At 70.0% G+C, this 26038-nt stretch carries 21 protein-coding genes and 1 pseudogene; 17 read left to right on the forward strand and 5 right to left on the reverse strand.

The window, feature by feature from the left end; translation table 11 throughout:
* The 3 genes and pseudogenes from ACZ6O5_RS15450 to ACZ6O5_RS15460 form a co-directional block, all read left to right on the forward strand.
* On the forward strand, positions 1 to 368 hold a 368-nt coding region (locus ACZ6O5_RS15450; protein ID WP_465977608.1), incomplete at its 5' end, for an FG-GAP repeat domain-containing protein.
* Between the two features lie 361 nt (positions 369 to 729).
* Positions 730 to 903: pseudogene (locus tag ACZ6O5_RS15455) on the forward strand (transposase family protein); the annotation flags it as partial.
* Positions 889 to 1083 carry a hypothetical protein gene (locus ACZ6O5_RS15460; RefSeq protein WP_465977610.1) on the forward strand — a complete coding sequence of 65 codons (195 nt, stop codon included), beginning with the start codon at positions 889 to 891 and terminating at the stop codon, positions 1081 to 1083. The pseudogene ACZ6O5_RS15455 and the gene ACZ6O5_RS15460, both read left to right, overlap by 15 nt.
* Before the next feature lie 535 nt (positions 1084 to 1618).
* Here ACZ6O5_RS15460 and ACZ6O5_RS15465 read toward each other — a convergent pair.
* Positions 1619 to 2014 carry a hypothetical protein gene (locus ACZ6O5_RS15465; RefSeq protein ID WP_465977612.1) on the reverse strand — a complete coding sequence of 132 codons (396 nt, stop codon included), beginning with the start codon at positions 2012 to 2014 and terminating at the stop codon, positions 1619 to 1621.
* A gap of 29 nt (positions 2015 to 2043) precedes the next feature.
* Positions 2044 to 4050 carry a hypothetical protein gene (locus ACZ6O5_RS15470; RefSeq protein WP_465977614.1) on the reverse strand — a complete coding sequence of 669 codons (2007 nt, stop codon included), beginning with the start codon at positions 4048 to 4050 and terminating at the stop codon, positions 2044 to 2046.
* Positions 4051 to 4318: 268 nt separating this feature from the next.
* Here ACZ6O5_RS15470 and ACZ6O5_RS15475 point away from each other — a divergent pair, with 268 nt between their 5' ends.
* Both ACZ6O5_RS15475 and ACZ6O5_RS15480 read left to right on the forward strand, forming a co-directional pair.
* Complete coding sequence (locus ACZ6O5_RS15475) at positions 4319 to 4621, forward strand: hypothetical protein (protein WP_465977616.1); 303 nt, start codon at positions 4319 to 4321, stop codon at positions 4619 to 4621.
* A complete protein-coding gene (locus tag ACZ6O5_RS15480) occupies positions 4621 to 9216 on the forward strand; it encodes a hypothetical protein (RefSeq protein WP_465977618.1) in 4596 nt (1531 codons plus the stop codon). The genes ACZ6O5_RS15475 and ACZ6O5_RS15480 overlap by 1 nt, the downstream gene beginning before the upstream one ends.
* A 115-nt stretch (positions 9217 to 9331) precedes the next feature.
* On the opposite strand, the gene ACZ6O5_RS15485 is transcribed toward ACZ6O5_RS15480, so the two are convergent.
* Positions 9332 to 10024, reverse strand: a complete 693-nt coding sequence (locus tag ACZ6O5_RS15485) for an SMI1/KNR4 family protein (protein ID WP_465977620.1) — start codon at positions 10022 to 10024, stop codon at positions 9332 to 9334.
* A gap of 68 nt (positions 10025 to 10092) precedes the next feature.
* Positions 10093 to 10620 (reverse strand): NYN domain-containing protein, encoded by a 528-nt coding sequence (locus ACZ6O5_RS15490; protein WP_465977621.1) that lies wholly within the window; start codon positions 10618 to 10620, stop codon positions 10093 to 10095.
* Between the two features lie 296 nt (positions 10621 to 10916).
* On the opposite strand from ACZ6O5_RS15490, the gene ACZ6O5_RS15495 reads away from it, so the two are divergent.
* The 3 genes from ACZ6O5_RS15495 (at position 10917) to ACZ6O5_RS15505 (ending at position 15664) form a co-directional block, all read left to right on the forward strand.
* Positions 10917 to 11648, forward strand: a complete 732-nt coding sequence (locus ACZ6O5_RS15495) for a sulfite exporter TauE/SafE family protein (RefSeq protein WP_465977623.1) — start codon at positions 10917 to 10919, stop codon at positions 11646 to 11648.
* A gap of 238 nt (positions 11649 to 11886) precedes the next feature.
* Positions 11887 to 14901 (forward strand): NACHT domain-containing protein, encoded by a 3015-nt coding sequence (locus ACZ6O5_RS15500; RefSeq protein ID WP_465977625.1) that lies wholly within the window; start codon positions 11887 to 11889, stop codon positions 14899 to 14901.
* Positions 14902 to 14989: 88 nt separating this feature from the next.
* Positions 14990 to 15664 carry a pyridoxamine 5'-phosphate oxidase family protein gene (locus ACZ6O5_RS15505; RefSeq protein WP_465977627.1) on the forward strand — a complete coding sequence of 225 codons (675 nt, stop codon included), beginning with the start codon at positions 14990 to 14992 and terminating at the stop codon, positions 15662 to 15664.
* A 36-nt stretch (positions 15665 to 15700) separates the two neighbouring features.
* Here the strand turns inward: ACZ6O5_RS15505 and ACZ6O5_RS15510 are convergent, their stop codons facing one another.
* Positions 15701 to 16636: a helix-turn-helix domain-containing protein gene (locus tag ACZ6O5_RS15510; RefSeq protein ID WP_465977629.1), complete on the reverse strand. Its 936-nt coding sequence runs from the start codon at positions 16634 to 16636 to the stop codon at positions 15701 to 15703.
* 494 nt (positions 16637 to 17130) lie between these two features.
* Between ACZ6O5_RS15510 and ACZ6O5_RS15515 the strand changes: the two genes are divergently transcribed.
* The 9 genes from ACZ6O5_RS15515 to ACZ6O5_RS15555 all read left to right on the forward strand — a co-directional run bounded on the left by ACZ6O5_RS15515 (position 17131) and on the right by ACZ6O5_RS15555 (position 26024).
* Positions 17131 to 17514: a cupin domain-containing protein gene (locus tag ACZ6O5_RS15515; protein WP_465977631.1), complete on the forward strand. Its 384-nt coding sequence runs from the start codon at positions 17131 to 17133 to the stop codon at positions 17512 to 17514.
* Positions 17515 to 17542: 28 nt separating this feature from the next.
* Positions 17543 to 18871, forward strand: coding sequence for a class I tRNA ligase family protein (locus ACZ6O5_RS15520; RefSeq protein ID WP_465977633.1), 1329 nt, complete (start codon positions 17543 to 17545; stop codon positions 18869 to 18871).
* Positions 18864 to 19922, forward strand: coding sequence for an NAD(P)/FAD-dependent oxidoreductase (locus tag ACZ6O5_RS15525; protein WP_465977635.1), 1059 nt, complete (start codon positions 18864 to 18866; stop codon positions 19920 to 19922). Before ACZ6O5_RS15520 ends, ACZ6O5_RS15525 begins: the two co-directional genes overlap by 8 nt.
* A 14-nt stretch (positions 19923 to 19936) precedes the next feature.
* Positions 19937 to 21196: a lysine N(6)-hydroxylase/L-ornithine N(5)-oxygenase family protein gene (locus ACZ6O5_RS15530; protein ID WP_465977637.1), complete on the forward strand. Its 1260-nt coding sequence runs from the start codon at positions 19937 to 19939 to the stop codon at positions 21194 to 21196.
* Between the two features lie 5 nt (positions 21197 to 21201).
* Positions 21202 to 21600, forward strand: coding sequence for an avidin-fold protein (locus ACZ6O5_RS15535; protein ID WP_281935036.1), 399 nt, complete (start codon positions 21202 to 21204; stop codon positions 21598 to 21600).
* Positions 21593 to 22282: a LysE family translocator gene (locus ACZ6O5_RS15540; RefSeq protein WP_465977639.1), complete on the forward strand. Its 690-nt coding sequence runs from the start codon at positions 21593 to 21595 to the stop codon at positions 22280 to 22282. The genes ACZ6O5_RS15535 and ACZ6O5_RS15540 overlap by 8 nt, the downstream gene beginning before the upstream one ends.
* Positions 22283 to 22876: 594 nt before the next feature.
* A complete protein-coding gene (locus ACZ6O5_RS15545) occupies positions 22877 to 24133 on the forward strand; it encodes an ABC transporter substrate-binding protein (RefSeq protein ID WP_465977641.1) in 1257 nt (418 codons plus the stop codon).
* A gap of 71 nt (positions 24134 to 24204) precedes the next feature.
* Complete coding sequence (locus ACZ6O5_RS15550; RefSeq protein ID WP_107157697.1) at positions 24205 to 25158, forward strand: carbohydrate ABC transporter permease; 954 nt, start codon at positions 24205 to 24207, stop codon at positions 25156 to 25158.
* Positions 25155 to 26024, forward strand: a complete 870-nt coding sequence (locus tag ACZ6O5_RS15555) for a carbohydrate ABC transporter permease (RefSeq protein ID WP_465977643.1) — start codon at positions 25155 to 25157, stop codon at positions 26022 to 26024. The genes ACZ6O5_RS15550 and ACZ6O5_RS15555 overlap by 4 nt, the downstream gene beginning before the upstream one ends.
* Positions 26025 to 26038: the final 14 nt, after the last annotated feature.

The following is a 26038-nucleotide window of genomic DNA, read 5'->3' on the forward strand; positions in this document are numbered from 1 at the left end:
GTACTGAGTTCGGCTTCAACTGGGGCGCTTACGACACGATCGTCGCTGTAGGCGACTGGAACGGCGATACCAAAGCTGATCTCATCGCTCGGAACGCGACTACTAGGAATCTTCATCTCTTCGCCGGTAACGGCAGCGGAGGATTTCTTCCCAACACTGGTACTGAGTTCGGCTTCAACTGGGGCGCTTACGACACGATCGTCGCTGTAGGCGACTGGAACGGCGATACCAAAGCTGATCTCATCGCTCGGAACGCGACTACTAGGAATCTTCATCTCTTCGCCGGTAACGGCAGCGGAGGATTTCTCCCCAGCACCGGCATCGAATTCGGCTACAACTGGGGCGCCTATGAAAAAATCGCTGGTTAGCTGGAAAGGAATTAGACAACCACGCTTCGCATTGGGCCATTCACCGAGATTTTTCAAGGCGCCAGTTGGAACGGCAGAATTGCTAAAGGGAGCGGCCTGCAGCCTCAGGGCTGAACTGTAGCCGATACCGCAGCGGCAGTAGGCGAACGCGCTTCGTCTACTGCCGCTGGAGGCTAAGGAACGTCTCTTAAGGGCTGCAAACAGGCGGGAGTTCAACTCCTGGTCAAGGGAGAACCCGCAAATGTCGTGATCACTGAGCCGTCTCATCGTGACGGTGCAGGCCGCAGGCGGTGCGGGAGGCCGGTGTCCAAGTAGGACGATTTCCGGGTAAGACAGCAATCGACCAAGATCGGATGCCGACCCCGGCCGGCCAGCCCTGCTCGCCCTGACCCACCTGCGCAACAGCGACACCCTGACCCGCCTGGCCGCCGGATTCGAGATCGGCGTCACGACGCTCTGGCGATGTATCCGCGAGGCCATCGACCCACTCGCCACGGCCTCCGGCGACCCGGTGACGGCCATGACCACCGCACGTAGCTACCTGCACGCCGGGAACGCGGGAAATGCGGCTTGCATGCTGGTTGAGGCGGAGCGCACCGCACCAGCCGAGATCACGAGTCGGCCTGTCGGCCGGGACATGCTTGCTGAGGTTGCCCGCGATCCGCACGCTCTGACCACGATCGCGCGGCTCACCGCCACGCTAGGGGTCGATTGAGCGGCGTTCCACGCGGTAGGGAGCACAGCAGCGAAGTACAGCAACCGTGGCAGCCGAACCAGGCCGAGAAGCTCTTCAGCAGGTCGTCTGACCTCGCATCGAACCGGGCCAGGGCCTCGGCCAACGCCGGACACACTGCCCGGTCGATGGCCGGATCACCGGCACGCTCAGCACCATAGGCATCTATACCGTCATGGTCACGGCCGATGGCGGCGGACAGGGGCAGCACCACCTTCACCTGGAGCGTCAGAAGGGAGTCGTCCTGCACGAGCTGCTGACCAGCATCCGGTTGGGGTGAACAGCTCGGACGACAGCCACGATCGCGACCACACCGAAAACCGCGAGGAGCAGTCGAGCGCCTGGTCCCGTCGGGCTGCGGCCCGCGGTGCCGCTCGCCCCGTCGGGCCGGCTCCACGGCAGAGCCGGCCCGACGGCCGCCGGCCAGCTCGAAGGGAACAGTCGGGCCCGAAGCGAGGTGGCGACCGCCGGGTACGAGCGCCGCACGGCCGATCCGCTGGAGCCGCTGTTCGGCGGGCTACAGGTTGTTGATTCGGGCCAGCAGCTCTGCCTCGGTCAGGTCTTCCAGGACCGCGTCCTGCTTGCGGCCCAGGACCGCCAGCAGCTTCTCCTTCTCCAGCTTCTTGGCCGCCGCCGCCTTCGCCGCCTGGTCCTCCGCGAGGCGGACGGCGATGACGTGCTTGACGACCTCCAGCTTGGTCTCCAAGGTCGCCTTGGCCGGATTGGCCTCGGTGGCCACGAACGACTCGGTGTCGACGGCCTTGAGTTCGGCGTTGACCGCCTTGGCCACATCATCGAGGCTGAAGCCGGACTTGGCGGTCAGCGGAAGCTCCCACAGCTGCTCCGTGGTCAGCAGTCCCTTGGCCGACGGATAGCGGAACTTCTCCCGCGTGGCCTTCTCGAAAATGGTCACGGTGACCTCCCAAGTATCTGTGTAGGGGTTCAGAACTGGATGCTGACGAGGCGGGGCCGGCCGTCGGTCATGGTCACCTTGGCGACCACGGAGCTGCGGACGGTGGAGCTGAAGCCGAGGCCGGAAAGCTGGTCCGGAGACGGTTCACACTTGGTGCGGTCGCCGAGAACCTCGAAGACCTTGCGATGTGGTTGCAGGTCCCCGCGGAGGAACTCGTTGTAGATCCCCCGCGTCGGCTGATCGTTCACGCACCCCTTCAGGATGAAGAAGTAGTGCCGGTTGCCGACCTCGTTGTCGTCGAAGTAGTTCGGCGAGTACATGATGGTGGACACCGGTACGAACTGTTCGGTGGTGATGCCCCACAACTCCCTGCTCGCACTACCTGGCTGCACGTCCCTACCCGGTCGGAAAGCGGAGATCACCCCGCCGGTAACCGTCATCCGGCCCACCTCGACGGTCTCCTTGTGGCCGACCGCGCGCTCGTGGCGGTAGTGCTCGATCTTCCCGTTGCTCTCGGTCTCGACCACGAAGCCGACCTGGGTGCTGTCCCGCCTGCGGTACTGGTTCACCTCGATCCGGTACTCACCATCGGGGACACGGTCGGTCCAGGTGACGTTCTCCACCGGCTCGCGGGAGAGTGTCCCGCCGGCGTTCATGTCGACATCCAGCTTGTTGCGCTTCTCCTGGTACCAGATGTGGTCACCGTTGGGTTCGTACACGTGCAGGTCGAGGTCGTCGTGGTTGAACCAGGACAGGCTCACCCGCAGCCTTCCGCAGACGTTGCCGCCGGCCCGCTTGACTCTCTCCCTGATCGAGTCGGTGACGTTGCCGCCGTACGACCAGCCGAAATCGTTGTCCCACTTGAACAACCGCGGAGCAGCCGGATGCCGGCCGATGGTGAGGCTCACGAAGTGCGGCTCGTAGGAGTTGGCGACCCACAGGTCGATGGCGGCGGCACCGGGCAGGATGTCCTTCAGGAAGGAGACCACGGGGATCTCCTCCGGCTCGGCGTCGCGGAGCGCACTCGACGACCTGGGGACGGCCGCCTGCATGAGCAGCCCTTCGATGCCGTCCTTCATCCGTGTCTGCGTGTCGTTGTTGACCCACAGCACATTGGTGACCGACACGTCGGACAGCCGGGCGAACCGTCGCTGCAACGACTCCTCGATGCCCAGCTCGGCAATGGTCTTCATGGCAGCCTTGACCATGCCCGGGGTGATCAACGCCGTGGGGCGCTGATAATTCTGCGGCGCCACCTTCGCCTCGAACGACCGGACCGCCTGCTCCAGGTCGACGCCTGCGGAGAGGTCCTGGACGAGGGTGCCGATCACCGTGTTGCGGAGCCGGGCCGCCGGGTTCGTGGCGTTGGCGAAGACGAAGGCACGCCGGTCGGCGGCCTGGATCCACCGGCTCTGCAGCGAGCGGAACTCGGTCACCCCCCGACGATGCTCCGCGCCGCGGTAGAGGGCGTTGCCGTCGACAAGGTCGACGACGGTGTCCAGAGCGTGCCGGGTCAGCTCGGCCAGGCCACGCTGGAAGACCTGCACCGCGGCGTCAAAGGTGCCCTGCGCCGCGCCGACGTCCTCGGTACGGTGCCGCCTCTCCACCCGGCCGTGCAGGTGGTGCCACACCTCGACCTGGCCGTCGCGCAGCGTTCGGGTGGTCTTCGTTCCGTACTGCACCTGAGCGGACCGGAAGATGGTGGACAACGGCAGCGACAGAACGAACTCGTCCAAGGCGGCGGCGACGACGGAGAAGACCGGGTCGGAGCCCGACACCCCGGACCAGACGGTACGGACCCGCCCGGCGTGGATCTCGACGACGTTGCCGAAGTGCTTGAGGAAACCGCGGCAGGTCGAACAGTCGTACTCGGATCGTTCACGGAACCGAAGATTGGTGCCGGCGGGGAAGGAATCGAGAAAGGTGAGCCAGAGCGAGTCCCGGTCGAGACCGTCGCCCACGAGGTACAGCTCGCCCTTGGCCATGGTGGACAGACGTGAGGTCACATCCGTCGCGAACTGCTCGAAATCGCCCACCGTTTCATCCCCCTTGATCGCCGGTGATCCTACGGAGGGAACGCCAGTCGGAGAAACGCCTTTGCGGGCTCTTCGCATGGTCACAGACGGGCGCCGGTGGCGATCTCGCCCACGGGTGACTCGGTCCGGACCGCGGCGTGGTCGGCGACCATGCTCGCCACGAGCCCTCGGCGGGCGAGTGGACGAACTGGTGTGACTGTCGCGACCGATGGCAGGATGGGAGCGGTAGTCAGCGAATCCGGGTCGCCGTCGCACGGGGTGGGGACAGATGAACCAAAGACTCATTGCCGCCCTTTCGGTGGTGCTGGCAATCGTCGCCGCTGTCCTGACCAATCTGGTCACCGCAGGTCTCACGCCGCCGCTCGTCGTGGCGCTCGTCGCGGTCACCTTGCTCTGGGCCGGGCTGACCGCGCTTCAGCGCCCCGGATCACCGCCGCCCGCGGCCCCGACATCCGAGACGCACGGGGACAACAGCCCCATCGTCAACGCGGACAACAACAGCGGACACATCACCTTCCACGCGCCGCCGAGAGCCGACAGGCCGTCCGGCGACAACGGCGATCCGACCTGATGAGGAGATGGCGGCCGTTCCCCCAGCGGCGCGGTACGTCGGAAACGCGCGGGAACAACAGCCCCGTCATCAACGCGGACAACAACAGCGGCAACATCAACATTACGGTCATGGCCGCCGCCGCCGGGGCCCATCCGCTCCGGGGCGCTCCCCAGGCGTACGGGGCATACGTCGATTCGCTGACCCGGGCCTACTACCCGAACAATCCCCTGGTCGCGGATTTCCGTCGGTTCATGGAAGAACAGGATCGTGGATACTTCGCGGTGGAAGCCGAGCCCGGCATGGGCAAGTCGGCCTTCGCGGCGTGGGTCGAGGCGCGACCGGAGACGGACGCCGCGCACTTCGTGCAGAACGGCGCCGGGGCGGGGCTGACGGCGACAGTCGTGCGCAGCCTGGGCGCTCAACTCATCACCGCGTGGAAGCTGGACGATCTCGCCCCCGGTGGCTGGCTCTCCGACTCCAGCGGAGAGGCCGGATGGCTGGCCGACGTCATCGAGCAGGCGGCGCGACGGCGGAACGAGCAGGGGCCGGCGCGGCCCATCGTCGTGGTCGTCGACGCGCTGGACGCCGCCCACGAGCATCCCGCCACCGAGTTGCCGTTCGGACTGCCGCAGTGGCTTCCGGAGCGCGTGTACGTCGTCGTGACCGCGCGGACCGGGCGATTGAGGAACCTTCCGTGGGACCAGACGCGTCGGGTGGCGTTGTTGCCGGAATCGCCGGGGAATGGTGAGGCGCTGGAGGGATTCCTCCGTGACCGGGCGCGGAACGACCCCCGTATCGCCCGGGCGCTCGACGGACACGGCGTCACCGAGGAGGCCTTCGCCCTGCGGATCCTGGAACGCAGTCGAGGGTCGTGGGTCTATGCCCACTACGTGATCGAGTCCATCGGTCAGGATCCGCGGAGGATTCGGGATCTCCCCGGCTTGCCGGAAGGCTTGGAGGCCTACTACCAGCACCGCGTCCTGTCGCTCTGCCTCGGCGGGGACAGACAGTACGACGAGCGACGCGTCCGACTGCTCGCGGCGCTCGGCGTGGCCGGCGAGCCGGTGGACGCCCACACCCTCTGCTCGCTCGCCGGGCTGGACGAGCCGTCCCTCGTGGACGCTCTCATGCGCGACGGGCTGCGGCCCTTCTGCACGGTCGTCGGCCCCGGTGAGGACGTGGACGAGCCGGTCCGCTTCGCGCCCCACCACCCGAGTCTCCGGGAGTACCTGTCGGGCGCGTCCGACGGGACCCTCCGGCAGGCGGCCCGGGCCGCTCACGCCCGTGTCTGCGACCGCTACCTGGCAGCGTGGGGCGGCCTGGAGTCCGGGCTCGGGACCCTGGTGGCCCAGCCGGAGCTGGCCGGCGCGGACGGTGGGTATCCCGTCCGGCATCTGGCGTCGCACCTGTTGGCGACGGGCCGGGAAGCGGACCTGCACCGCCTGCTCGCGCTGAGCCGGGGTCGGGAGAATCTTTGGTACGCGGTGCACGCGCAGGCCGGCGACGTCGGCAGCTATCTGCGTGACGTCGAGTTGGCGGAGGCGGCGACCGGGCGGCTCACGCTCCGGTTGCGGTACCGCCTCATCCGGGCGAGCGTGACCTCGGCGGTGACGGCCCTCCCGCCCGGGCTGGTGCGGGAGATGGTCACTCGGGGACACTGGACCGTCGAGCAGGGCTTCCAGCGTGTCGCGATCATGAGCAATCCGGATCATCAGGCGGTGGGGGTTCGACTCCTCGTACCGGACCTGCCGGAGCGGACGCATCCGGACGTGCTCAGCCTCGCCGCCTCGTACGGCAGCCAGGAACGCTCCGCCGTGCTGGAGGCGATCCTGCCGCTCCTGGCCGACGAACTGGTTCCGGTCGTGGTCGAACTGGCCCTCGACACCGACAACGGTCGACTGCTGCCCGGGCCGCTGGCCACCGCGGCTGCCCGGCTGCCGCACGACGCGCTGAAGGACCTGCATCACCATCATCTGTTGCAGGATCGGTACGGCAACCGGAAGTTCGTCCGGGCTGTCGTCACCCTGTTTCTGCACCCGGACCGGGGGGCCGGGGCGCGCAAGGCGTTACGGATCCTCGGCTCGGGAAGGTACGAGCCGGGCCGGGATCAGCTGATCGCCCTGCTCCAGCACGTACCCGTCACCGAGGCGGTCTTCGACGACGTGCTGACCCTGCTCGGGAACCGGCCCGAGGCACGGGGCGACAGGTCTGCCGCGCATGGTCCCCGCCCCACGGGCGGCATCGAGCGACTGCGGTGGGTGCTGGAGAAGGGCGTGGACATGGAGGTGGCCGCCCGCATGCTCCATGTGGCCGCGCACCTCGACTGGGGCAGGTCGGAAGTGCCCACCCTGCTGGAGCTGGCGCTGCGGTTCAGGTTGGACTTCCGCTCACCGAATCTGCTCTACGCGCTCTGCGGACAACTCTCCACCACCGAGGTGCGAGGCTGGCTGAGCGAGTTGTTCCCGCCCGACGGAGAGTCGGGTCGCCTGCTGGATGTCGGGGTCCGACACCTTCTGCTCGGCGCGATGCTCGACCGGCTGCCGCCGGAGGAGGCGCGCGGCTACGCCGAGCGGGAGATGGCAGCGATACCGAAAATCGAACGGCTACCGCTCCGGATTGACCACCCACTCGCCTTGGACGCCCGGCCACACCTGGTCAGGTATCTCTCCCCGGAGACGCGACGCCGGTACGTCACGGAAGCCGTTGAGGCATGGGGAGACGACCCCAGGTACGGGGAGACGCTCGCGATCATCGCGCCGCAGCTGAGCGAGGAGGAGCTCGGGGCGGCACTGCGCGCCGTGAACACGGAGGACGCCGTCGAGTCAGGCGCCCGGGTGACGGCACTCAACGTGCTCGCTCCGCACCTTCCCGAGGACGTGCTGCGACAGGCCGTAGCCGACAGCACGTCGAGCCCGGTGCGGCTGGACGACCTGTCCGCCGTAGCCGAGATCGGACGGGTTCTTCCCCCCGAGGCACGTAGCCGGACCGGGAGGCGCGTCCTGACCTTCGTCCGCGGGATCCCGGAGTCGCGGACACTGGCCGATGCGGTGGCGAGGCTCGCCACCCTGCTGTCCTCGGAGGCCGCCGTGGACGCGCTGGCGCTGCTGGAGTCCGGGTCACGCTCGGTGCCTCTCTGGGCGCGGAAACAGCCGGTGTGGCGGCCGTTGACCATGGCCTCGGCGGACCCTGGTCTGAGCACGACGATGATCAGCGAAAAGCGGGTGTACGGTCTCGGGGGCGTCGCGCGGGCCGTGGAGGCGCTCAGCGAGGCGCTGCCGGATCAGGCTCTGCCACGGGCGTGGGCCGCCGCGGTGGGCGATGACCGGGAGAGCGCCGCGCAGATGGCGCTCTGGGCGCCCGGTCTGGTGTCGCGACTCCGTTCCACCGGCCAGGACGAACTCCTCGACGGTGTCTTCACGTACGCCGCAGAGCACATGCCACTGATCGACGAGGACGAGGTGCCGCCGCTGGTCCGTTTCGCGGAACTGGTGCCGGTGGAACAGGTACGCCGCGCGTGTGAGCTCCTGCTTGCCCGCAGCGACGGTCCGCTGCGCGCGCAGGCTCTCGCGGGTCTGAGCCGTCATCTCCCCGATGCCGAGCGGAGTTCCCTGACCGGAGCGGTGCTGACGATGCTGGCGAGCGCCCGGTGGAAGGGTAAGACCACCGACCGGTCCCATTCGGCGGACGCTCGCACGCTCGGGTACCTGTACCAAGCGGGAGCCACCGAAGCGGCAACCAGGGCGCTGCGTGCGTTACTGGCTGTCAGCGGTGAGTGGGACGCGGTCGTCCTTGAGGCGTTCGGTGCTCCGCTGCCGGCGTCCGTCGTCGAGGAGGCCCTGGCGATGACGCTCGCGGACGCGCCCGGGCGGCGCAACTACCAGGTGCTCGTCGCGCTGGCCCCCAGCCTCGACGGGGACCAGCTCCAGAGAGCGCTCCGGGCGATGACGGAGGACGAGGCGGATGATGGCTTCCGTCTCGGGGTGGTCACCGCATTCGCCAGGCGGCTGGCGCCGGACGCCGCAGACGTCCTGGCACCCGAGATGTTCGCGCATGCCCTTCGGATGACGGAGGTGGAGCTCGCGAGTGGGCGGGGCATCATCCCGTTCCTGGCTCGGATGCGTCGGGACGACGCCGTTCGGTTCCGGACTCTGACGGAGCGGCTGATCAGTTGTCATACGCCGGACGCCTCGACCTCCTGGGCGCCGGACGCCGGCTTCGCCTCCGCCGTCGGTGTGCTGGAGCGTGACGAACTCGTCGAGTTGTACGCGCGGGTCACCCGGGCCCGCGGCCCTGCCTCGCGTGCCAGCGCACAGGCCACGATCCTGCGGCGGCTCGGAGACGAATGGCCGGGAACGACCGCACCAGGCGGCGGAGACCTGCTCCGCACCTGGCCGACCGGGGTGGACCGGAGAACACTGTGCGGGTTGCTCGCCGCGTCCGCCTGGTGGATACGGCGTCAGGGCGGGAACGACGCCGTCGACGAACTGGTCGGGGCGTTGCTCGACGTGGTCACCTGGTGGCCCGCGACCGGCCAGATCCGGGCGCCGTCCGGCCCCACGCTGACGATGTCGGTCAGGGACGGCGTAGCAGTCGGCCAGCGTGTCGCCTCGTGACGTCGGCGACTCCCTGGCGCCAGTCGGGCTGGTAGCCGGGGATACCGAAGTTGAACGACATGACGGCAAGATGGTTGTGGTCCGGGCAAACCTCGGCGGGTATCCGCTTCTGCCGCTACTTCCGTGCGTCGCGGCTTGATCGGGACCGGGTTTGCTCTTCGGCCTGTTCGAGCCAGCCTCGGTACCAGCGCGTGAAGCCCGTCGGGCTTCCGTCGGGTTCGTGCAGCGGCCGGAACCCACCGTCGCTGGCGGTGTCGTCCGCCCACATCTGACCGCGAGTTGGTCCACTGATGACGAGGGCTTCGCGGTAGGCGCAGCCAAGGTGACAGAGATAGAGCAACCCGATGGAGTGTTCCGGTGAGAAGGCGACGGCATCGTGCTGCTGCCAGTAAGCGTCTTCAGCCTCGTTGAACTCGCCCTCGGAGTCGAAGTCCGCCTCATCGGGGGGATCCGGCAGATCGGCTGCGGGGTTGAACGCATCAGTGTGTGCGAACGGCTGCCCCAAAGTTTCCAGGTCGGTGAGTTCGGCGCCGTCGCCGTCCCAGTGCCAGCGGCCGCCGACCCGTTGGACGGAGAAGAGACCGTACGCCGGGCCCGCGCCCCCGCGACCGACCTGTAGGAGGAAGGAACGGTACTCGGCGGGTAGCTCGACAGCCAGCTGCGATTCCAGTTCGGCCAGCTCAGTCGTGGTCAGCGGCGGCTCGCGTCGCCACTGATGGCCGTCGGCTCCGAAGACCGTGCCGGCAGACGGGTGCGTCGACAGTCTGGCCAGGCGATCGGGTACATCCGACCAGTCCGAGAGGATCACGGCAACACCCTAGACGTTGTGCTGCGGGCGTGCGCTCACACCGCGAGCAGGCGCGGATGCTGTCCGGCCTACAGGAAGCGCTCGGGGTCGAAGCTCTCAAGGTCGATGATGCGAACCCGAGGAAGGACGTTGGTGAAGCAGTCCGCATCCTCCTCGATGTCGAATACATGCAGGCCCGGAAGGTCCGCGAAGCCGGCGTTGAGGAACTCCGTGAACCCGACGACCGCGACCTGATGATCACCTCGTAGGAGCTCGTCGACCTGCGGCAGGAAGTCGCCGTCGTGGCTGGCGAGCATCACATTGCCCGGGCGTCGGGCGATAGCCTCCAACGTCCGCTGGATGCCGATGTCCACCACCTTCTGATCCGACGAACCAGCGAGCGGGACGGGGCGGTAGTCCATGCTCAGGAGGGCCCGGACGAAGGGCATCGGCAGACCGCCGCCCGAGGCGTTGAGGAAGAACAGTGCCTTCACCGGTTGCTGCCACGTGTCCCGTGCGAAGTCCCGCAGACGCTCCCACCGGGGTCGCTCGGCAGGGGCCGGCCGGCGCTCCAGAACACTGTTGCCGAGAGTGGCATCGATGTTCTCCCCGTCCACGATGAGATACGTGACGGGTGCGGTTGTACCGGGCATTGTTGTGCCTCTCGAGTCGAGCAGCGAGCGCGGACCGGTCGAGCCCGAGCGTTCGACGTGCCGGAGGAAGCCGGGCTCATGGTCGAGGGTATTGCCTGGCAGCACTGCCGGCAGACAGCACCCGACGCTCGTCTGCCCTGCTTCGGCCTCCAGCGTCGTACCTGCCGATCAACTCGTTGTGCGCGCCGCAGTGTCCGCCGTCCTGGGCCGCTACCGTGGCCGGACTCGCGTCTGTACCCGAGACTGACCTGGAGGCCGGCATGGCGACGGATCTGGTCGGTGTCCTCGCGGTGGCGTCGTCGGCCGCGTTCGCGTTGGCCTGGCTGTCGGCGGTGGCCGGTTTCGGCGGCGGCGTGCTGCTGCTGCCCGTGTTCACCGCGCTGTTCGGGCTGCGGATGGCGGTGCCGATGCTGACGTTGACCCAGGTGTGGGGCAACGGCTCACGGGTGTGGCTCAACCGGCGGGACGTGAACTGGCGACTGGTGCGCTGGTTCGCCCTGGGGGCGGGACCCACCGCTGTCCTGGGCGGACTGCTGCTGGCCCACGCCCCGCTGGGGCCACTGAAGCGGCTGCTCGGGGTGTTCCTCATCGCGGTGGTCGTCTGGCGGCGACGCAGTCCGCATCCGCGGCGGCCGTCCGCCCCGGCGTTCGCCGGCGTGGGCGCGGGCTCGGGACTCGGTTCGGCGCTGCTCGGGTCGGTGGGGCCGCTGACCGCGCCGTTCTTCCTCGCGTACGGGTTGACCCGCGCCGCGTACATCGGCACCGAAGCCGCCGGCGCGCTGGTCATGCACGTCTCGAAGATCGCCGCGTACGGCGCCGCCGCGCTGCTCGACCGCACCGTGCTGCTGTTCGGGGTGGCGCTGGCACCCGCGACCCTGTTGGGCGCCTGGGCGGGCCGGAAGACCGTGGGGCGGATCAGTGACCGATTGTTCGTCGCCCTCGTGGAGGTCGGCCTGATCGCCGCCGGGGTGCTGTTTCTGTTCGGCTTCTGACGTCACCCGATCGGGTACGTCGACCGAGAAGCCACGCCGGCAGTGCGGTCGAGCAGTTGCATGGCGTCGACGGGCAGCCTGATACCAGGGACGTGGAGCGCCCGCACGACATCATCGCGGAACTCACGAGTGCAGCAGACCCGATCCGCGTTGAGCATGCCTGGCTCGTCAGCGATGATGAGGTGTGCGGAGCGTACGGATACGCCGACTGCTTGCGGTCATCGTGGTCGGCGGGGCCGTGACCCTGCTCGCCCGAGCCGGCTGGTCAGTGCGCGAACGGGACATCGACTGGGGCGACAAGATCGCCAGCATCGCCGGATTCGTGCTCCTGGCCGCCGGCACGCTCGCGGCGATCCTCCGCCGGCTGCTGGGTTGGGCCCGCGAGGCGAAGCCCTTGGCGAACGCCGACCTCGAGCAGGCCACCGAGGACCTTGCCGTGGCGCTCGGCCGCGTCTGGGCGAACGAGGAGCGGCTACGGCGGATCAACGATCCCTGGCCGTTGCCCGTGCGATGGGGGGCCATCGACAGTCCCAGCACCAGCGACACAGGCGGACCGAACGACGCACCGGCCCGAGGTGCCGGCGTGTTCACTGACGTCGCGGCGTTCTTCACCGCCTTGACCACACCACGGCTGGTCATCCTCGGCAACGCAGGATCGGGAAAGAGCGTGCTGGCGGCCCGCCTGGTCCGCGACCTTCTGGCCGCACGATCGGCGGGAGATCCCGTGCCCGTTCTCGTGCCGCTGGGTAACTGGCACACCGGAGCGACGCTGAGCCGGTGGCTGGCCGCCGAACTGGTGAACCTCAGCCCTGGGCTCGCTGCCCGGGTACGCGCCGGCGACTACACGCCTGTCACTGTTGCCCAAGCGCTGGTCGACGCCGCAAGGATCCTGCCTGTCCTGGACGGATTGGATGAACTGCCCGCGCCGGAGCGCGCCTGGGTGATTGAGCAGATCAACGCCTACGGCTCGGACCGGCCGCTCGTGTTGACCAGCCGCCCGGAGGAATACCGAAGCGCCGAGCATCGCGCGGGGCGTTCGATAGCATTCGCCACAGCGGTCCACCTGCGTCCACTATCCACAGACGAGGTGCGTGACTATCTCCTCGCCGCCACCGCAGGCGGTCGAACGGGGCGCTGGCAGGCCATCTTCGACGACTTCGCCGCCGCGCCGAACGCAGCGGCGGCACAGGTGCTGACGAACCCGCTGATGCTGTGGCTGGCCCGCACCGTGTACGAACGCCAGCACCACGATCCGACGGAACTTCTCGGCTTCTCCGATGCGCAAGCCATGGAACAGCACCTGCTGGAAGCCCTGATTCCCGCAGTCTACGGTGACCGGCCCGGCCCAACGCAGTTTCGCTGCCGCCCGAAGCAGGCACAGCGGTGGCTGGCCGCTCTGGCCGCCGACCTGACCCGCGCGGACAGCCGAGACCTCGCCTGGTGGCGGATGAGCGACCCAAGCCTGTTCTGGGCCTCGCTTGTCGTGGCGGCGCGCTGCGCCGTCGGCGCTGCGCTGCTCTGGGGCGCCATCGCCCTCACCATCGCCATCGACGCACCGGACCCGGGACGGAACCTCTTCGTCGAGATGGGTCGACTGGCGTCGTCGGGCCCGATCGATGTCCACCTCCCGCCGTCGCTCATGGAAGCGATAGATGTTGTCCAGGGCTCCGATCTACCACCGGAGGTCGACGTCGACGCGGTGTTCGACCCGCATGTACTCGTCTGGTGGGTAGCAGTCTGGACAGTCCTGGGCACCGCCCTTGTCGCCCTGGGACGCTCCGTCGCGGTGCAGCCGCTGCCCTCGGCTCTTGAACGACGCCGCTTCACCTGGCGGTGGACGTTCGTGCGAATCTGGGTCGGTGTCTCGCTGACCGGGCTGACCACCCTGGGCGTCGTGCGAACCTGGGACCCGCACCTGGCAGTGCCGAAGATCAACGGTTTCCTGGTGGCAGTAGCGGCGTTCGGCGTGGTAATGGCCAATGCGCCGGGCTGGCTGGTGCAGCCGGTGGACGTTTCCCGAGCCGTCGGGCCTGCGCAGCTGTTGCGTCTGGACAGACGCGCCGGGCTGATCACGACGGCGGGTCGTCGGTGCACCTTCGCGCTGCTCATCTGGCTGTTCGCTGGCCCCGTCACGCTCGTCGGCTACCTCACCTACGCCGTCGCCGGCACCGCCGTAACCGCGATGATCAGCGACTTCGGCTGGGCGTCCCGTCGCTTCGCGGCCACGCGGTTGTCCTATGCGCTCAGGCGTCGTCTGCCCTGGCGGATCATGCCATTTATGATCGACGCCCACCGACGTGGCGTGCTGCGTCAGATCGGCGCTGTCTACCAGATCCGCCACCTCCGACTGCAGAACCACCTCGCCGACACCGACGCCAACGGACATGTGCAACAGCGCCTGGAACAGCTCGTCACCTGGATCGAGCGGCACCGTTATCCGCCCAGAACTGACGCTTTGGTCCTGCAGCGGCTGCCGTGGTCCCGCCGACGCTGGCGCGACCCCACCCTCGCCACGATGCTCGCCGCCCGCGCATCCACTGCCGCCGAGCACCTCACCGACCCACCCGAGGAATGGGCGACCGACTGGAGGGTCGCCCACACCTCCTGGCAGTTGGGCGCGTGGTATCAACTGGCCGACGACAGCACGCTACCGTCCGGCGAACGCGTGCGGCTTCGCCTGCCCATGCACCCCATCGCGGTACTGCCCGCGGTGACGGTTGTCGCCGTGCTCGTCGGCTCGTGCCTCTTCCTGCTACCGGGCATCCCGTACCTGTTGGTCGTGCTGCTCGTCATCGTCGTCCTGCCGATCATCGTCGCCTCCGACGAGCATGTGACCGTGACGGATCGTCGAATGCGAGTCGTGACGATGTCACGACGCGTCGAGGTGCCGTTGCGGCAGATCACCGACCTGCGATATGAGCAGTCCCTACCAGGCAGGGTGTTCGGCTACGGCCAACTGGACGTCACCACCGCCGCCGTCGCCCGAACCGGCACCCCCATGCGCGCGAGGCATGAGAAGGTCGGCTGGCACGAGATGGAGGCAACCGCTGGGGGAACAGTGATCGCCCACCTGGCGGGCCTGCGAGACGTGTCCCGCGCCTACGAACTGATCCGTCACCTGCTCCCGCCGACCAGCGCTCCCACCCACCCGCAGGATCCGCCTCAGAGCGGAGCTGACACCGCGACCAGAACCTCAGCCGACCCCGCCGCCACGCGGCTGGCCGGATCGGACCCCACCGAGGATCACCGCTGAGCCGCCAGGCGCCGGTCGAGGAGGCGGAGGGCACCGGCCGGTGAGTACGCTCGCGCCCTGGTCCGTTCCGACCGACGGGAGACGAGTCATGAGCGACGCCGACGCGCCGTTGTCCGCAACCCCCCGCACCCGGCTGCGCCGCATGAGCCAGAAGGGACGCGGCGACCGTGCCGCCCTCTTCGAGGTGCTACGGGCCGGTCTCGTCTGCCACCTCGGCGCGCTGGTGGACGGCGCTCCGATGGTGGTGCCGACCGTCTACGGCTTCGACACCACGCACCTCTTCCTGCACGGCTCGGTGGCCAGCCGGAGCCTCACCACCGACGCCGAGGTCTGCGCCACGGTCACGGTCGTCGACGGGCTGGTCCTGGCACGTTCGGTCTTCGAGCACGGGGTCAACTACCGCAGCGCGATGGTCTACGGGACCCCGCGCAGGGTCATCGACGCCGAGGAGAAGCGGTACGGCCTGCGGTTGCTGACCGAGCACGTCGCGCCGGGCCAGTGGGACTACACCCGCGGGCCGAACGGCAAGGAACTCGCGGCCACGGTCCTGCTGGCGCTGCCACTGGCCGAGGCGTCGGTCAAGACCCGCAGCGGCCCGCCCGACGACGGCGCCGGCCCGGACGCCGCGCTCGGCCTCTGGGCCGGCGAGCTTCCCCTGGTCGCGACGTGGCAGCAGCCGCTGACCGATCCCGCGCTGCCCGCGACCGTGGCGGTGCCGGCGCACGTGGCCGCCCGCGCCGGGACCCGCGCCGACCGGTCCTGAACGCACCGGCGCGGGCCGGGCTGCCGACCGGCGCCGCTAGCGCAGTTGCCGCGCCAGCTCGGTGAGCGACACCCCGGGCTGGACGGCCGCGCAGGCCGCCACCACCGCCAGCGCCCGGGGCACGCCCTGGCAGTGGGCCACTATCCCGCGTACCGCCTCGGGTTCCGTCGCGAGGCGGTGCGCGCCGAGGCGGGCCCGCAGCAGCTCGTACGCCTCCTCCGGGGCGAGTCGGTCGAGCACGACGGGATGCGCGACCTCCCCGGCGACCAGCCCGGTGAGCCGGTCCCGGCTGGTCACCAGCACCATGCACCCGGCCGCGCCGGGCAGGAGTGGCCGGACCTGGTCGGCGTCCCGCGCGTCGTCGAGCACGATGAGCATCCGCCGCCCGGCGAGCAGGCTGCGGTAGAGCCCGACCCGGGCGTCGAGGCCACGCGGGATGCCGCAGGCCGGCACGGCGAGCGCCTCGATGAGGCAGCCCAGCGCGTCGGAGGGCGACGCCGGCGGCCTCTGTGTCCGGTTGCCGCTCAGGTCGATGTGGAGCACCCCGTCGGCGAAGCGGGTCGCGAACCGGTGCGCCCAGTGCAGCGCCAGCGCGGTCTTGCCGATCCCGGGGCGACCGACGAGGGCGCAGACGACCACCGTGGACATTCGCCAGGGGTCACCGTCGAAGAGCCGGTCGAGTTGGGCGAGCTGGGCGACGCGGCCGGTGAAGCCGGGCACGTCCAGCGGCAGCTGCATCGGCCGCGGCCGGGGCGGTGGCGATGACGGGACGGGCGGGCCGGGCAGGCCGAGCGCGTCGCGGATCAGTCGGACGGTGGCGGGTCGGGGCCGCAGCACCCGCGCCGACTCCAGGTTGCGGATGCTGCGCACGCTCAGCCCCGTCCGGGCCGCCAGCTCCTCCTGGGTGAGGTGGGCCCGCTGCCGGGCCGCGACGATCTCATCACTCAGGGTAACCTGGTAGTCGATCGCCATGCCATCCCCACTCGCCTGCTCCGTGCGGGTCTGGCCGATTCGTGCCGACGGTATGCCGTAGCCGAGGCCACTGATCCGGGAGTCGGCAGCGATGTTGCCGTTGAACTGCCGGTTGCCTGCCTGTTCGCAGGACGACCCTACGCCGACAGTGGCAGTGCCGCCATTCGCCGCGGCGAATCAATCGGAGCCGGGGAGGCGGTGTTTCGAGCAGCGGTCCGCCGTGACCCATCGTGGCTTGGTCACGCACCGCGCCGCCCGGCGCGCGCCGGGCCCGGGGCCGGCCCCCGCCCCCGGTGGGGACGCCCGTGCCGCCCTCACCGCCGGTCCGCCGGCGTGGGCCCCGCCCCGGGCGGTGGCACGCCGTCGACCGGCCCCGCGCCACGACGCCGGCGGGACGCGAACCCGCCGGCACGCCGACGACCGCCGCCCCGGCGGGCCGTCGGCGCCGACCCACGGCCCTGCCGCTCAGGTCACCCGCGATCAGGAGGACAACCATGCGGAAGTACGTCAGCGACACCGCGCAGCTCACCGACGAGTACGGCATTCAGATCGGCCGCTGGAAGCAGTACCGCGACCTGGGGCCGCTGCCGTTCGACGCGATGTGGTGCGTGATCCCGCCCGGTGCCAGCAGCGCCGAGGACGTGCACCCGGAGGTCGAGTTCGCGGTGGTGACCCGGGGGACCGCGATCTACGAGGCGGCCGGGGAGAAGGTCGAGGTGCCGACCGGCGGGGTGATCCTGCTCGACCCCGAGCGGTCCCACGTGATCCACAACCCCTCCCCGGAGGTCCCGCTGACCATCCTGAGCATCTACTGGATGCCCCGGACCGCCGACGCCGACGCCGAGGGCGACCGGGACGCCGGGGCGGGCCGTGACTGACGGCGCCGCTCCCGCCGGGGTGGTCCTCATGGTGACGCCCCCGCCGACGCCGAACGGGCCGCTGCACGTCGGGCACCTCTCCGGCCCGTACGTCGCCGGGGACATCGCGGCCCGCGCGCTGCGCGCCGACGGCCGCCGGGTCCTGACCCAGTGCGGCCTGGACGCCCACCAGAACTACGTGCTGACCCGGGCCGAGGCGCGCGGCGAGGCACCCGCGGACACCGCCGCGCACTACGGCGCGCTGGTGGGCGAGGCGCTGCGCGCGGCGCGCATCGGGTACGACGTGATGGTCGACCCGCTGGCCGACGCGGGCTACCGCGACGCCGTGGCCCGGTTGCTCACCGAGTTGGTCGAGGCGAAGGTCGTCGAGCTGGCCCCGATGTCGCTGCGCGCCTGCGCCGGCTGCCACCGGATCCTGCACCACGCCCGGGTCGTCGGGGCCTGCCCGCGCTGCGGGGCCGGGGCGGCCGGCGGTACCTGTGAGGGGTGCGGCAGCTTCCTCGCCGCGGCGGACCTGGTCGACGCCCGCTCGACCTGCTGCTCGGCCGTCCCGGAGCCGGTGACCCACCCGGTGCCGGTCCTCCGGCTGGAGGAGCACCGGGAGCGGCTGTGCGAGTTCTGGTCCCGGGCGGTCCTGCCGCCCCGGCTGCGCCGGCTGGTCGCGGCGTACCTCGACACGGGGCTGCCGGACGTCGCGCTGGCCTACCCGAGCGACTGGGGCATCGAGTGGGGCGACGGCCTGCGGGTGGACGTCTGGGCCGAGATGGCCCTGGCCAACCTGGTGCTGCCGGCCCGCCACCTGCGTCCGGGGGCGGACACGCTGACCGGTTACCTCGACGCCTGGGGCGACGTCGACGAACAGTGGCTGTTCCTCGGCATCGACAACGCCTTCTACTACGCGGTGCTCATCCCCGCCCTGCACCTGGCCGCCGGGCTGCCCGAGCGGCCGACCGGGCTGGTGGTCAACGAGTTCTACCGGCTCACCGGCGCGAAGTTCTCCACCAGCCGGGGGCACGCCATCTGGGCGCACGAGTTCCTGGCCACCGAGGACCCGGCGGTGGTCCGGGCGTTCGTGAGCTGGGACCGGCCGGACAGCTACGAGTCCGACTTCCTGCCGGCGGCGTACGAGGCGTTCAAGGCCCGCTACACCGCGGCGCTCGACGGCGCCGGCCCTCACCTCGACGCGGCGCTGGCGGACATCGAGCTGACCCGGGGCGAGCGGGCGTTGCGCCCGGACGCCTTCGACCCGGCCGCCGCGGTCCGCGCGGCGCTGGCCGCCGCCGGCAGCCGACCCGAACGGGCGGCCCGGCTGCTGGGTCTCGTCGGCGGCACCCTCCCGGCGGGCGCCGGTGACTGAGCCGCGGGTACTCGTCGTCGGCGCCGGGCTGGCTGGGGTCCTGCTGGCCCGGCGGTTGCAGGACGCGGGCACCGAGGCGGTGCTCATCGGCACGGCGCCCGACGGCCCGACCGGCGGGTACCGGGACGCCACCGCCGCGTCGGGCGGGCTGGTCCGGGCCTTCGAGCCGGAGCCGGCCGCCCGCGCCCTGGCCGCCGCCAGCCTCGCCGAGCTGCGGGGCGACCCCAGCCTGGCGGCGGAGGCCGGCTGGCGGCGCACCGGCTCGCTCTACCTGCTCGATCCGGACACCGTCGCCGGGGGCGGAGGCGGGGTCGGGGCCGGTGCCGCCGCGGTCGACGCCGAGGTGCTCACCGCTGCGGAGGTCGCCCGCCGCTTCGGCGTCGCCGGGCTGCCCGAGCACGCGGTGGGGGTCTGGGAGCGCCGGGCCGGCCACGTGGTGCCGGACCGGCTGCGGCGGGCCGTGCTGGCCGGGCTGACCCGGACCGAGGCCGTGCCGATGGCCCGGCTCGACGGCGACACGGTGGAGCTGCGCGACGGCCGGCGACTCGCCGGTGACCTCGTGGTGGTGGCCGCCGGGGCGTGGACCCCGGGACTGCTGCGCGCCGCCGGGCTGGCCACCTGCCTGCGCACCAAGCACATCCAGTACGCCCACCACGCGGTGCGCCGCGCCGACCTGCCGTCGTTCGTGGACGAGACCAGTGGCCTCTACGGCCGGCCCGCCGGCCCCGGGCGCCTCCTGCTCGGCCTGCCCAGCTCCCGCTGGGACGTCGACCCGGCCGCCCCCGCGCCCGACGCCGAACTCGCGGCGCGGGTCCGAGCGGTGGCCGCGTTGCGGCTGCCCGGCCTGGACCCGCGACCGGCGGGCCCGCCGGTCAGCGCGGCCGACTGCTACAGCGAGCCCCCCGGCCTCGCGCTGCGGGCAGTCTCCGGGACCGTGCACACCTTCACCGGCGGGAGCGGGGGCGCCGCCAAGACCGCCCTGGCCGCCAGCCGACGCGCAGCCAGCGCTCTGCTGGACCACCCATCGTCCGTCGGGGTCCCGACGGGTTAGCCGAAGGCAGAGAGATGACGCAGACATACCACACCGTGGGGATCGGCGCGGGGCCCGCGAACCTGAGCCTCGCGGCGATGTACGACGTGCTCGCGCCGCACGAGATCGCGCTGTTCGAGTCCCGGGACCAGCCGGGCTGGCACGACGGGATGCTGCACAGCGGCGTGCGGATGCAGACCGGCTGGGTCAAGGACCTGGTGTCGCTCTACGACCCGACCCACCCCCTGTCGTTCCTCAACTACCTGGTCACCACCGGGCGGGTCTACGCCCTGCTGGGTGCCGGTTTCGACACGATCCCCCGGATCGAGTACCAGCAGTACCTGAGTTGGGCGGCGGGCCAGTTGCCGAACATCGTCTACGGCACCCGGATCGACCGGGTCGACTTCGACGGCGCGCTGGTCAGTCGCAGCGGTGACGTGGCCGTCGCCCGCTCCCGGCACCTGGTGCTCGGCACCGGCACCGTGCCGTTCCTGCCGGACTTCCTCGCCGCCCTGGATCCCCGGCACGTCTTCGTCGCCGACGAGTTGCACCACCGCCTGTCGACCGTGGCCGACGAGCCGGACGCGTCGTGGATCGTGATGGGCAGCGGGCAGACCAGCGCGGAGTGCGTGGCGGCGCTGCTGGCCCGCGGGGTCCGGGACATCCGCTGGATCGGCCGGCGGTCGTGGTTCGCGCCGCTGGAGGACTCCCCCTCGGCCAACGACCTGTACCGGCCGGCCTACCAGGAGGCGTTCCTCAACCTCTCCCGTGACGTGCGGGAACGCCTGGTCTCCGGGCAGATCCTCACCAGCGACGGCATCTCCCCCGGCACGTTGCGGGGTATCTACCAGCACAACTACGAGGAGCGGCTACGCACGGGCCGGTTCCCGGTGACCATCATGCCGAGCCGCACCGTCACCGCGGCCCGGCAGCTCGACGGGGAGATCGAGCTGGAGTGCCTCACCGCCGGCAGCGGCGAGGAGCGGCACCGGGCGGTGCACCTGGTGGTCGCCGCGGGGCGGCAACAGGCCCCGCTGCCCTTCGACGAGGAGTTGACCGCGTTGGTCGACATCGACGAGCGGGGTCAGCCCGTCATCGAGTCGGACTACTCGATCCGGTGGAAGCACGCCGACCAGCACAAGATATTCGTGCTGAACCGGGGGCGTTACGTGCAGGGGCTGGTCGACTCCAACCTGAGCATCCTGCCGGTGCGCAGCGCCATGGTGCTCAACTCGATCGCCGGCCGGGTGGTCTGCCCGTTCCGCGACGAGTTCCTCAGCACCCGGTGGGCGTGACCCCGATGGCCTCCTTCGACTACGACGGCCGGGTCTTCGTCGCCGCCGACCAGGCCGGCACCGACCACGGCACGACCGGCGACGCCGGACCGCTGACCGGGCACTACCACCAGCGCGGCGACCTGGTCTGGGCCGAGATCACCGGCGGCGCGGTGCGGCACGGCTCGCTGGCCGGGACCTGCGACGCCGAGGGGGTGGTGCGCTTCGCCTACCTGGAGGTGCTCACCGACGGCACCATCGTCGTCGGCGAGTGCGTCTCCCGTCCCGAGCGGCTGCCGGACGGGCGGATCCGCCTGCGCGAGCAGTGGCGCCGGCACGGGCCACGCCGAGACAGCGGCGTGTCGGTCATCGAGGAGGCCGTCCCGGCCCTCGTCGCACAGGAAGAGATCCACCAGCATGTCTGACATCCAGCTCGTCAGCTTCGTCGCCGCGAGCATCCTGATCATCGTCGTGCCGGGGGTGGACTTCGCCCTGGTCACCCGGCAGACCGTGCGGTACGGGCGGCGAGCCGGGTTCGTGGTGCTGGCCGGGCTCTTCGTGGCCGCCCTGGTGCACGCCACGCTCGCCACGGCCGGGCTCTCGGCCCTGCTGGTGTCCTCGCCGCGGCTGTACACCGTGCTGCGCATCGCCGGTGCCCTCTACCTGGTCTACCTGGGGGGCAGCATCCTCTGGGCCACCCGGCCCCGACGCCCCGCGCCGGCCGCGCAGCCGGTCCCGGTCGGCGTCGGCGGGGGCGGCGACACCCCGAGCGCGCCGCCCGAGCCGGCCCCGGCGGCCGACGAACCGCACGTGGCCCGCCGCTCGTTCGTCATGGGCATCACCAGCCAGCTCCTGAACGTCAAGGTGGTCATCTTCTACGTCTCGTTCGTCCCGCAGTTCGTCAAGTCCGGCGACGGCGCGGCGGCCCGCACGGCGGTGCTCGCCGCGACGTTCATCGGCCTCGCGGTGCTCTGGTGGGCGTGCTACATCCTGCTCATCGACAGGTTGCACGCCTGGTTGACCCGCCCGGCGGTGCTCCTGGTCATCGAGCGGCTGACCGGAGTGATCCTGATCGTCCTCGCCGTGCGGATCGCGCTGACCCGGTGAGCGCGGCGGTGGCCGGCCCCCGCCTCCGGGGTGCCGGCCGCCGCCGCTTGCCCCTGCCCGGGGAGCGCGTCGGCGCTGGCGGGGTTCCAGCCGCCGTGGGCCACGGCGATGCGCTCGGCCTCGGCGACCAACCGCTGTTCCCGGCACCGGCCCAGGGCCTGTGACAAGCGACTGCGTGCCTGCCCAGCGTCTGGTGCAGCCGCCCCGTCCGCTCCGGGACCCTGCCGGCGCGGCGGCGTCTTCCCGGTCGAGCAGGAGGGGCGACGGCTCCTCGTGGTGGCTTCCATAGCGCCGAGCCGCGTTACCTGTTCCGAAACTTTCGGCGCTGTGCCGGTCGGGATGCCGGCCTGCCGTCCGGCGCTCCCGCTGGCAGCGAGGTCATTGACGGATGACCGGGGCACTGAGTAGCCTCAGCGAACGAATCATCAGATGTAAATGTCTCGATAATTTTCCGAGGCGACGACAAGGCCGCGGCTGACCGTCGGTGAGCCCGTCCGTCGGCTTCCGCCCGCGTGCCCCGCTGGTGGGAACCCGTCTCCCTGACTCGCCGCGGTCACCCGACCACCGCCGCTCACGATCACCGATGGAGGGCCGTTGAAACGCGTCCGGAGCACCGCAGCCGTCATCGCCACCCTCGCGCTCCTCCTCGCCGGCTGTGGGGGATCAGGTGGCACGTCCGACTCGAAGACCTTCGAGTTCTGGTCGTTCGCCAACATCAACCAGAAGGCCGACGTCGACGTCTACACCAAGGCGCACCCGGACGTGCGCGTCAAGCTCACCGAGGTGGGCACCACGACCGAGACCGCGCAGGCGCTGACCGCCGCGCTGGCCGGTGGCAAGGTGCCCGACCTGGTGCTGATCCAGGCCGACGACCTGCCGAAGTTCATGCAGTCCTCGGACAACTTCGTCGACCTCACCACGCTGGGCGCGGGCGACATCAAGGGCAACTACCTCGACTGGGTGATGGCGCAGTCGACGACCAAGGACGGCAAGATCATCGGCGTGCCGACCGACGTCGGCGGCCTGGCGGTCGCCTACCGGACCGATCTGTTCAAGGCGGCCGGCCTGCCCACCGACCGGGACGAGGTCGCCAAGCTCTGGCCGACGTGGGACAAGTTCATCGACGTCGGCAGGAAATACGTCCAGCAGACCGGGAAACCGTTCGTGGACAACACGCCGACAAGCGTCTTCTTCCAGGCGGTCAACCAGGGCAGCCAGCGCTACTACAGCGCCGACCGCAAGCTGGACTACGACAACGAGCAGGTCAAGGCGGCGTTCGACGTGACGCTGAAGGCATTCGGCGCGGGCATCTCCGCCAAGCAGGGGTCGTTCTCGTCCGGCTGGACCGCGGCCATGAAGAAGGGCGACTACGCGGTGGTGTGCTCACCGTCCTGGATGCTCAGCCAGATGAAGACGAACGCCCCCGAGACGAACGGCAAGTGGGACATCGCCACCATTCCCGGTGGCTCGGGGAACTGGGGCGGCAGCTTCCTCGCCATCCCCAAGCGCGCCAAGAACGCGAAGGCGGCGTGGAACTACATCTCCGAGATGCAGTCGCCGAAGGGGCAACTGGACCACTTCCTGATGCAGGGGTCGCTGCCCACCACGCCGTCGGTCTACACGGACCCGCAGTTGGTCGGCAGGACCGACCCGTTCTTCAGCAACGCGCCGATCGGCAAGATCTACACCCAGTCGGTGGTGGGGATCAAGCCCTTCTACTTCGGTCCGCAGGACGGCCCCGTCGGCACCGAGTTCCTCAACACGCTCACCAGCGTCGAGCAGGGCAAGGTGAACCCGGCCAACGCCTGGAACACCGCACTGACAAACGTCAAGAACGCCGTACGCGAATGACGGAGGGCTGACGCGCGGCGGCCGGGCACCGCCCGGCTGCCGCCCATCGGGAAGGTGACGCCTTGACCACCATGCTCACCCCGGCCACGGCCGCACCGGACGTCCGGCGCCCCGATCGCAGGCGGCGGATCCGGCAGGGCGTACGGGAGTCCCTGGCGCCGTACGCGTACATCTCACCGTTCTTCGTGCTCTTCCTGATCTTCGGCCTCTTCCCGTTGCTGTTCACCTTCTACATCTCCCTGTTCGACTGGGACCCCATCGGCGAGCACCGTTTCGTCGGGTTGGACAACTTCTCCGAACTCCTGCACGACCCGCGCTTCTGGGGGGCGCTGCGGAACACGTTCAGCATCTGGGTGCTGTCGACGGTGCCGCAGTTGCTCCTGGCGCTCGGCCTGGCGCACCTGCTCAACCACGCGCGGCTGCGGCTGGCCGCGTTGTTCCGGATGTCGGTGCTCGTTCCCTACGTCACCTCGGTGGCGGCCACGACCATCGTCTTCGCCCAGATGTTCGACCGGGACTACGGCATGATCAACTGGTTCCTCGGGTTGCTGGGCTTCGACCACATCGACTTCACGGCGTCGCTGTGGGGCAGCCACCTCATGATCGCCACGATGATCGCCTGGCGCTGGACCGGTTACAACACCCTGCTGTACCTCGCCGCGCTCCAGGCGGTCCCCCGGGAACTGTACGAGGCCGCCGCCGCCGACGGTGCGAACGGCTGGAAACAGTTCCTGCACATCAGCATCCCCTCGTTGCGGCCGATCATCGCGTTCACCGTCGTGACGTCGACCATCGGCGGGTTGCAGGTCTTCACCGAGCCGCTGCTGGCCAACCCGGTGGGCGGACTCACGTGCGGAGCGGCACGGCAGTGCCAGACCGTCACCCTCTACCTCTACGAGCAGTCCTTCGGGCAGTTCCACTTCGGCTACGGCGCGGCGGTCGGCGTCGCGCTCTTCGTCATCGTGGTGGCCTTCTCCGGACTCAACTATCTGCTGGCCACCCGCATCCGTTCGGAGCGCCCATGAAGCCCACACCCTCGACCGCCGCGCCCGGGCGGGCCAGGCGGCGCTCGGCCAACCGCGTCCCGCTCCCGGTGTACGCGCTGCTCACCCTCATGGCGCTGGTCAGCGTCTTTCCGCTCTACTGGATGTTCGTGGTGGCGACGACGGACTCCGCCACCGCGACGACTCTGCCCCCGACGATCACGCCGGGAGGCAACTTCCTGCACCTGGCGGAGCTGGTCCTCACCATCGTGCCGTTCGTGCAGTCCCTGCTCAACAGCCTCGTCGTCGCCGGCACGATCGCCGTGGGCCAGGCGCTGCTCTGCGCGTTGGCCGGCTTCGCCTTCGCCAAGCTGTCCTTCCCGGGCCGCAACACGCTGTTCCTCATCGTCGTGCTGACCATGACGGTGCCGGCGCAGTTGGCCGTGGTACCGCAGTACCTGATCATCTCCCAGCTCAACTGGGTCGACAGCCTTCAGGCGGTGATCGTTCCGGGGCTGGTCAGCGCGTTCGGCATCTTCTGGATGCGCCAGCACATCGGCAGCACCATCGACGACGAGCTGATGCAGGCGGCGCGGGTGGACGGCGCGACCACCTGGCAGATCTTCTGGCGGATAGCCTTCCCGCTGGTCCGCCCGGCGGCGTACGTGCTGGGGCTGTTCACGTTCGTCTACGCGTGGAACGACTTCCTGTGGCCGTTCATCGTCCTGAAGTCGCCGGAGAACTACACCGTCCAGATCGCCATCAAGGCGCTGCAACAGAACCGCGACATCGATCTGGGCCTGGCCATGTCCGGCTCCTTCCTGGCCACCCTCCCGCTGCTGGTGCTGTTCGTCTTCGTCGGACGACGTCTGGTGCAGGGCATCATGGAAGGCGCCTTCAAGGGGTGAGCGTGCCGGTCCCG

This window comes from Micromonospora sp. NPDC049201 (genome assembly GCF_055586805.1).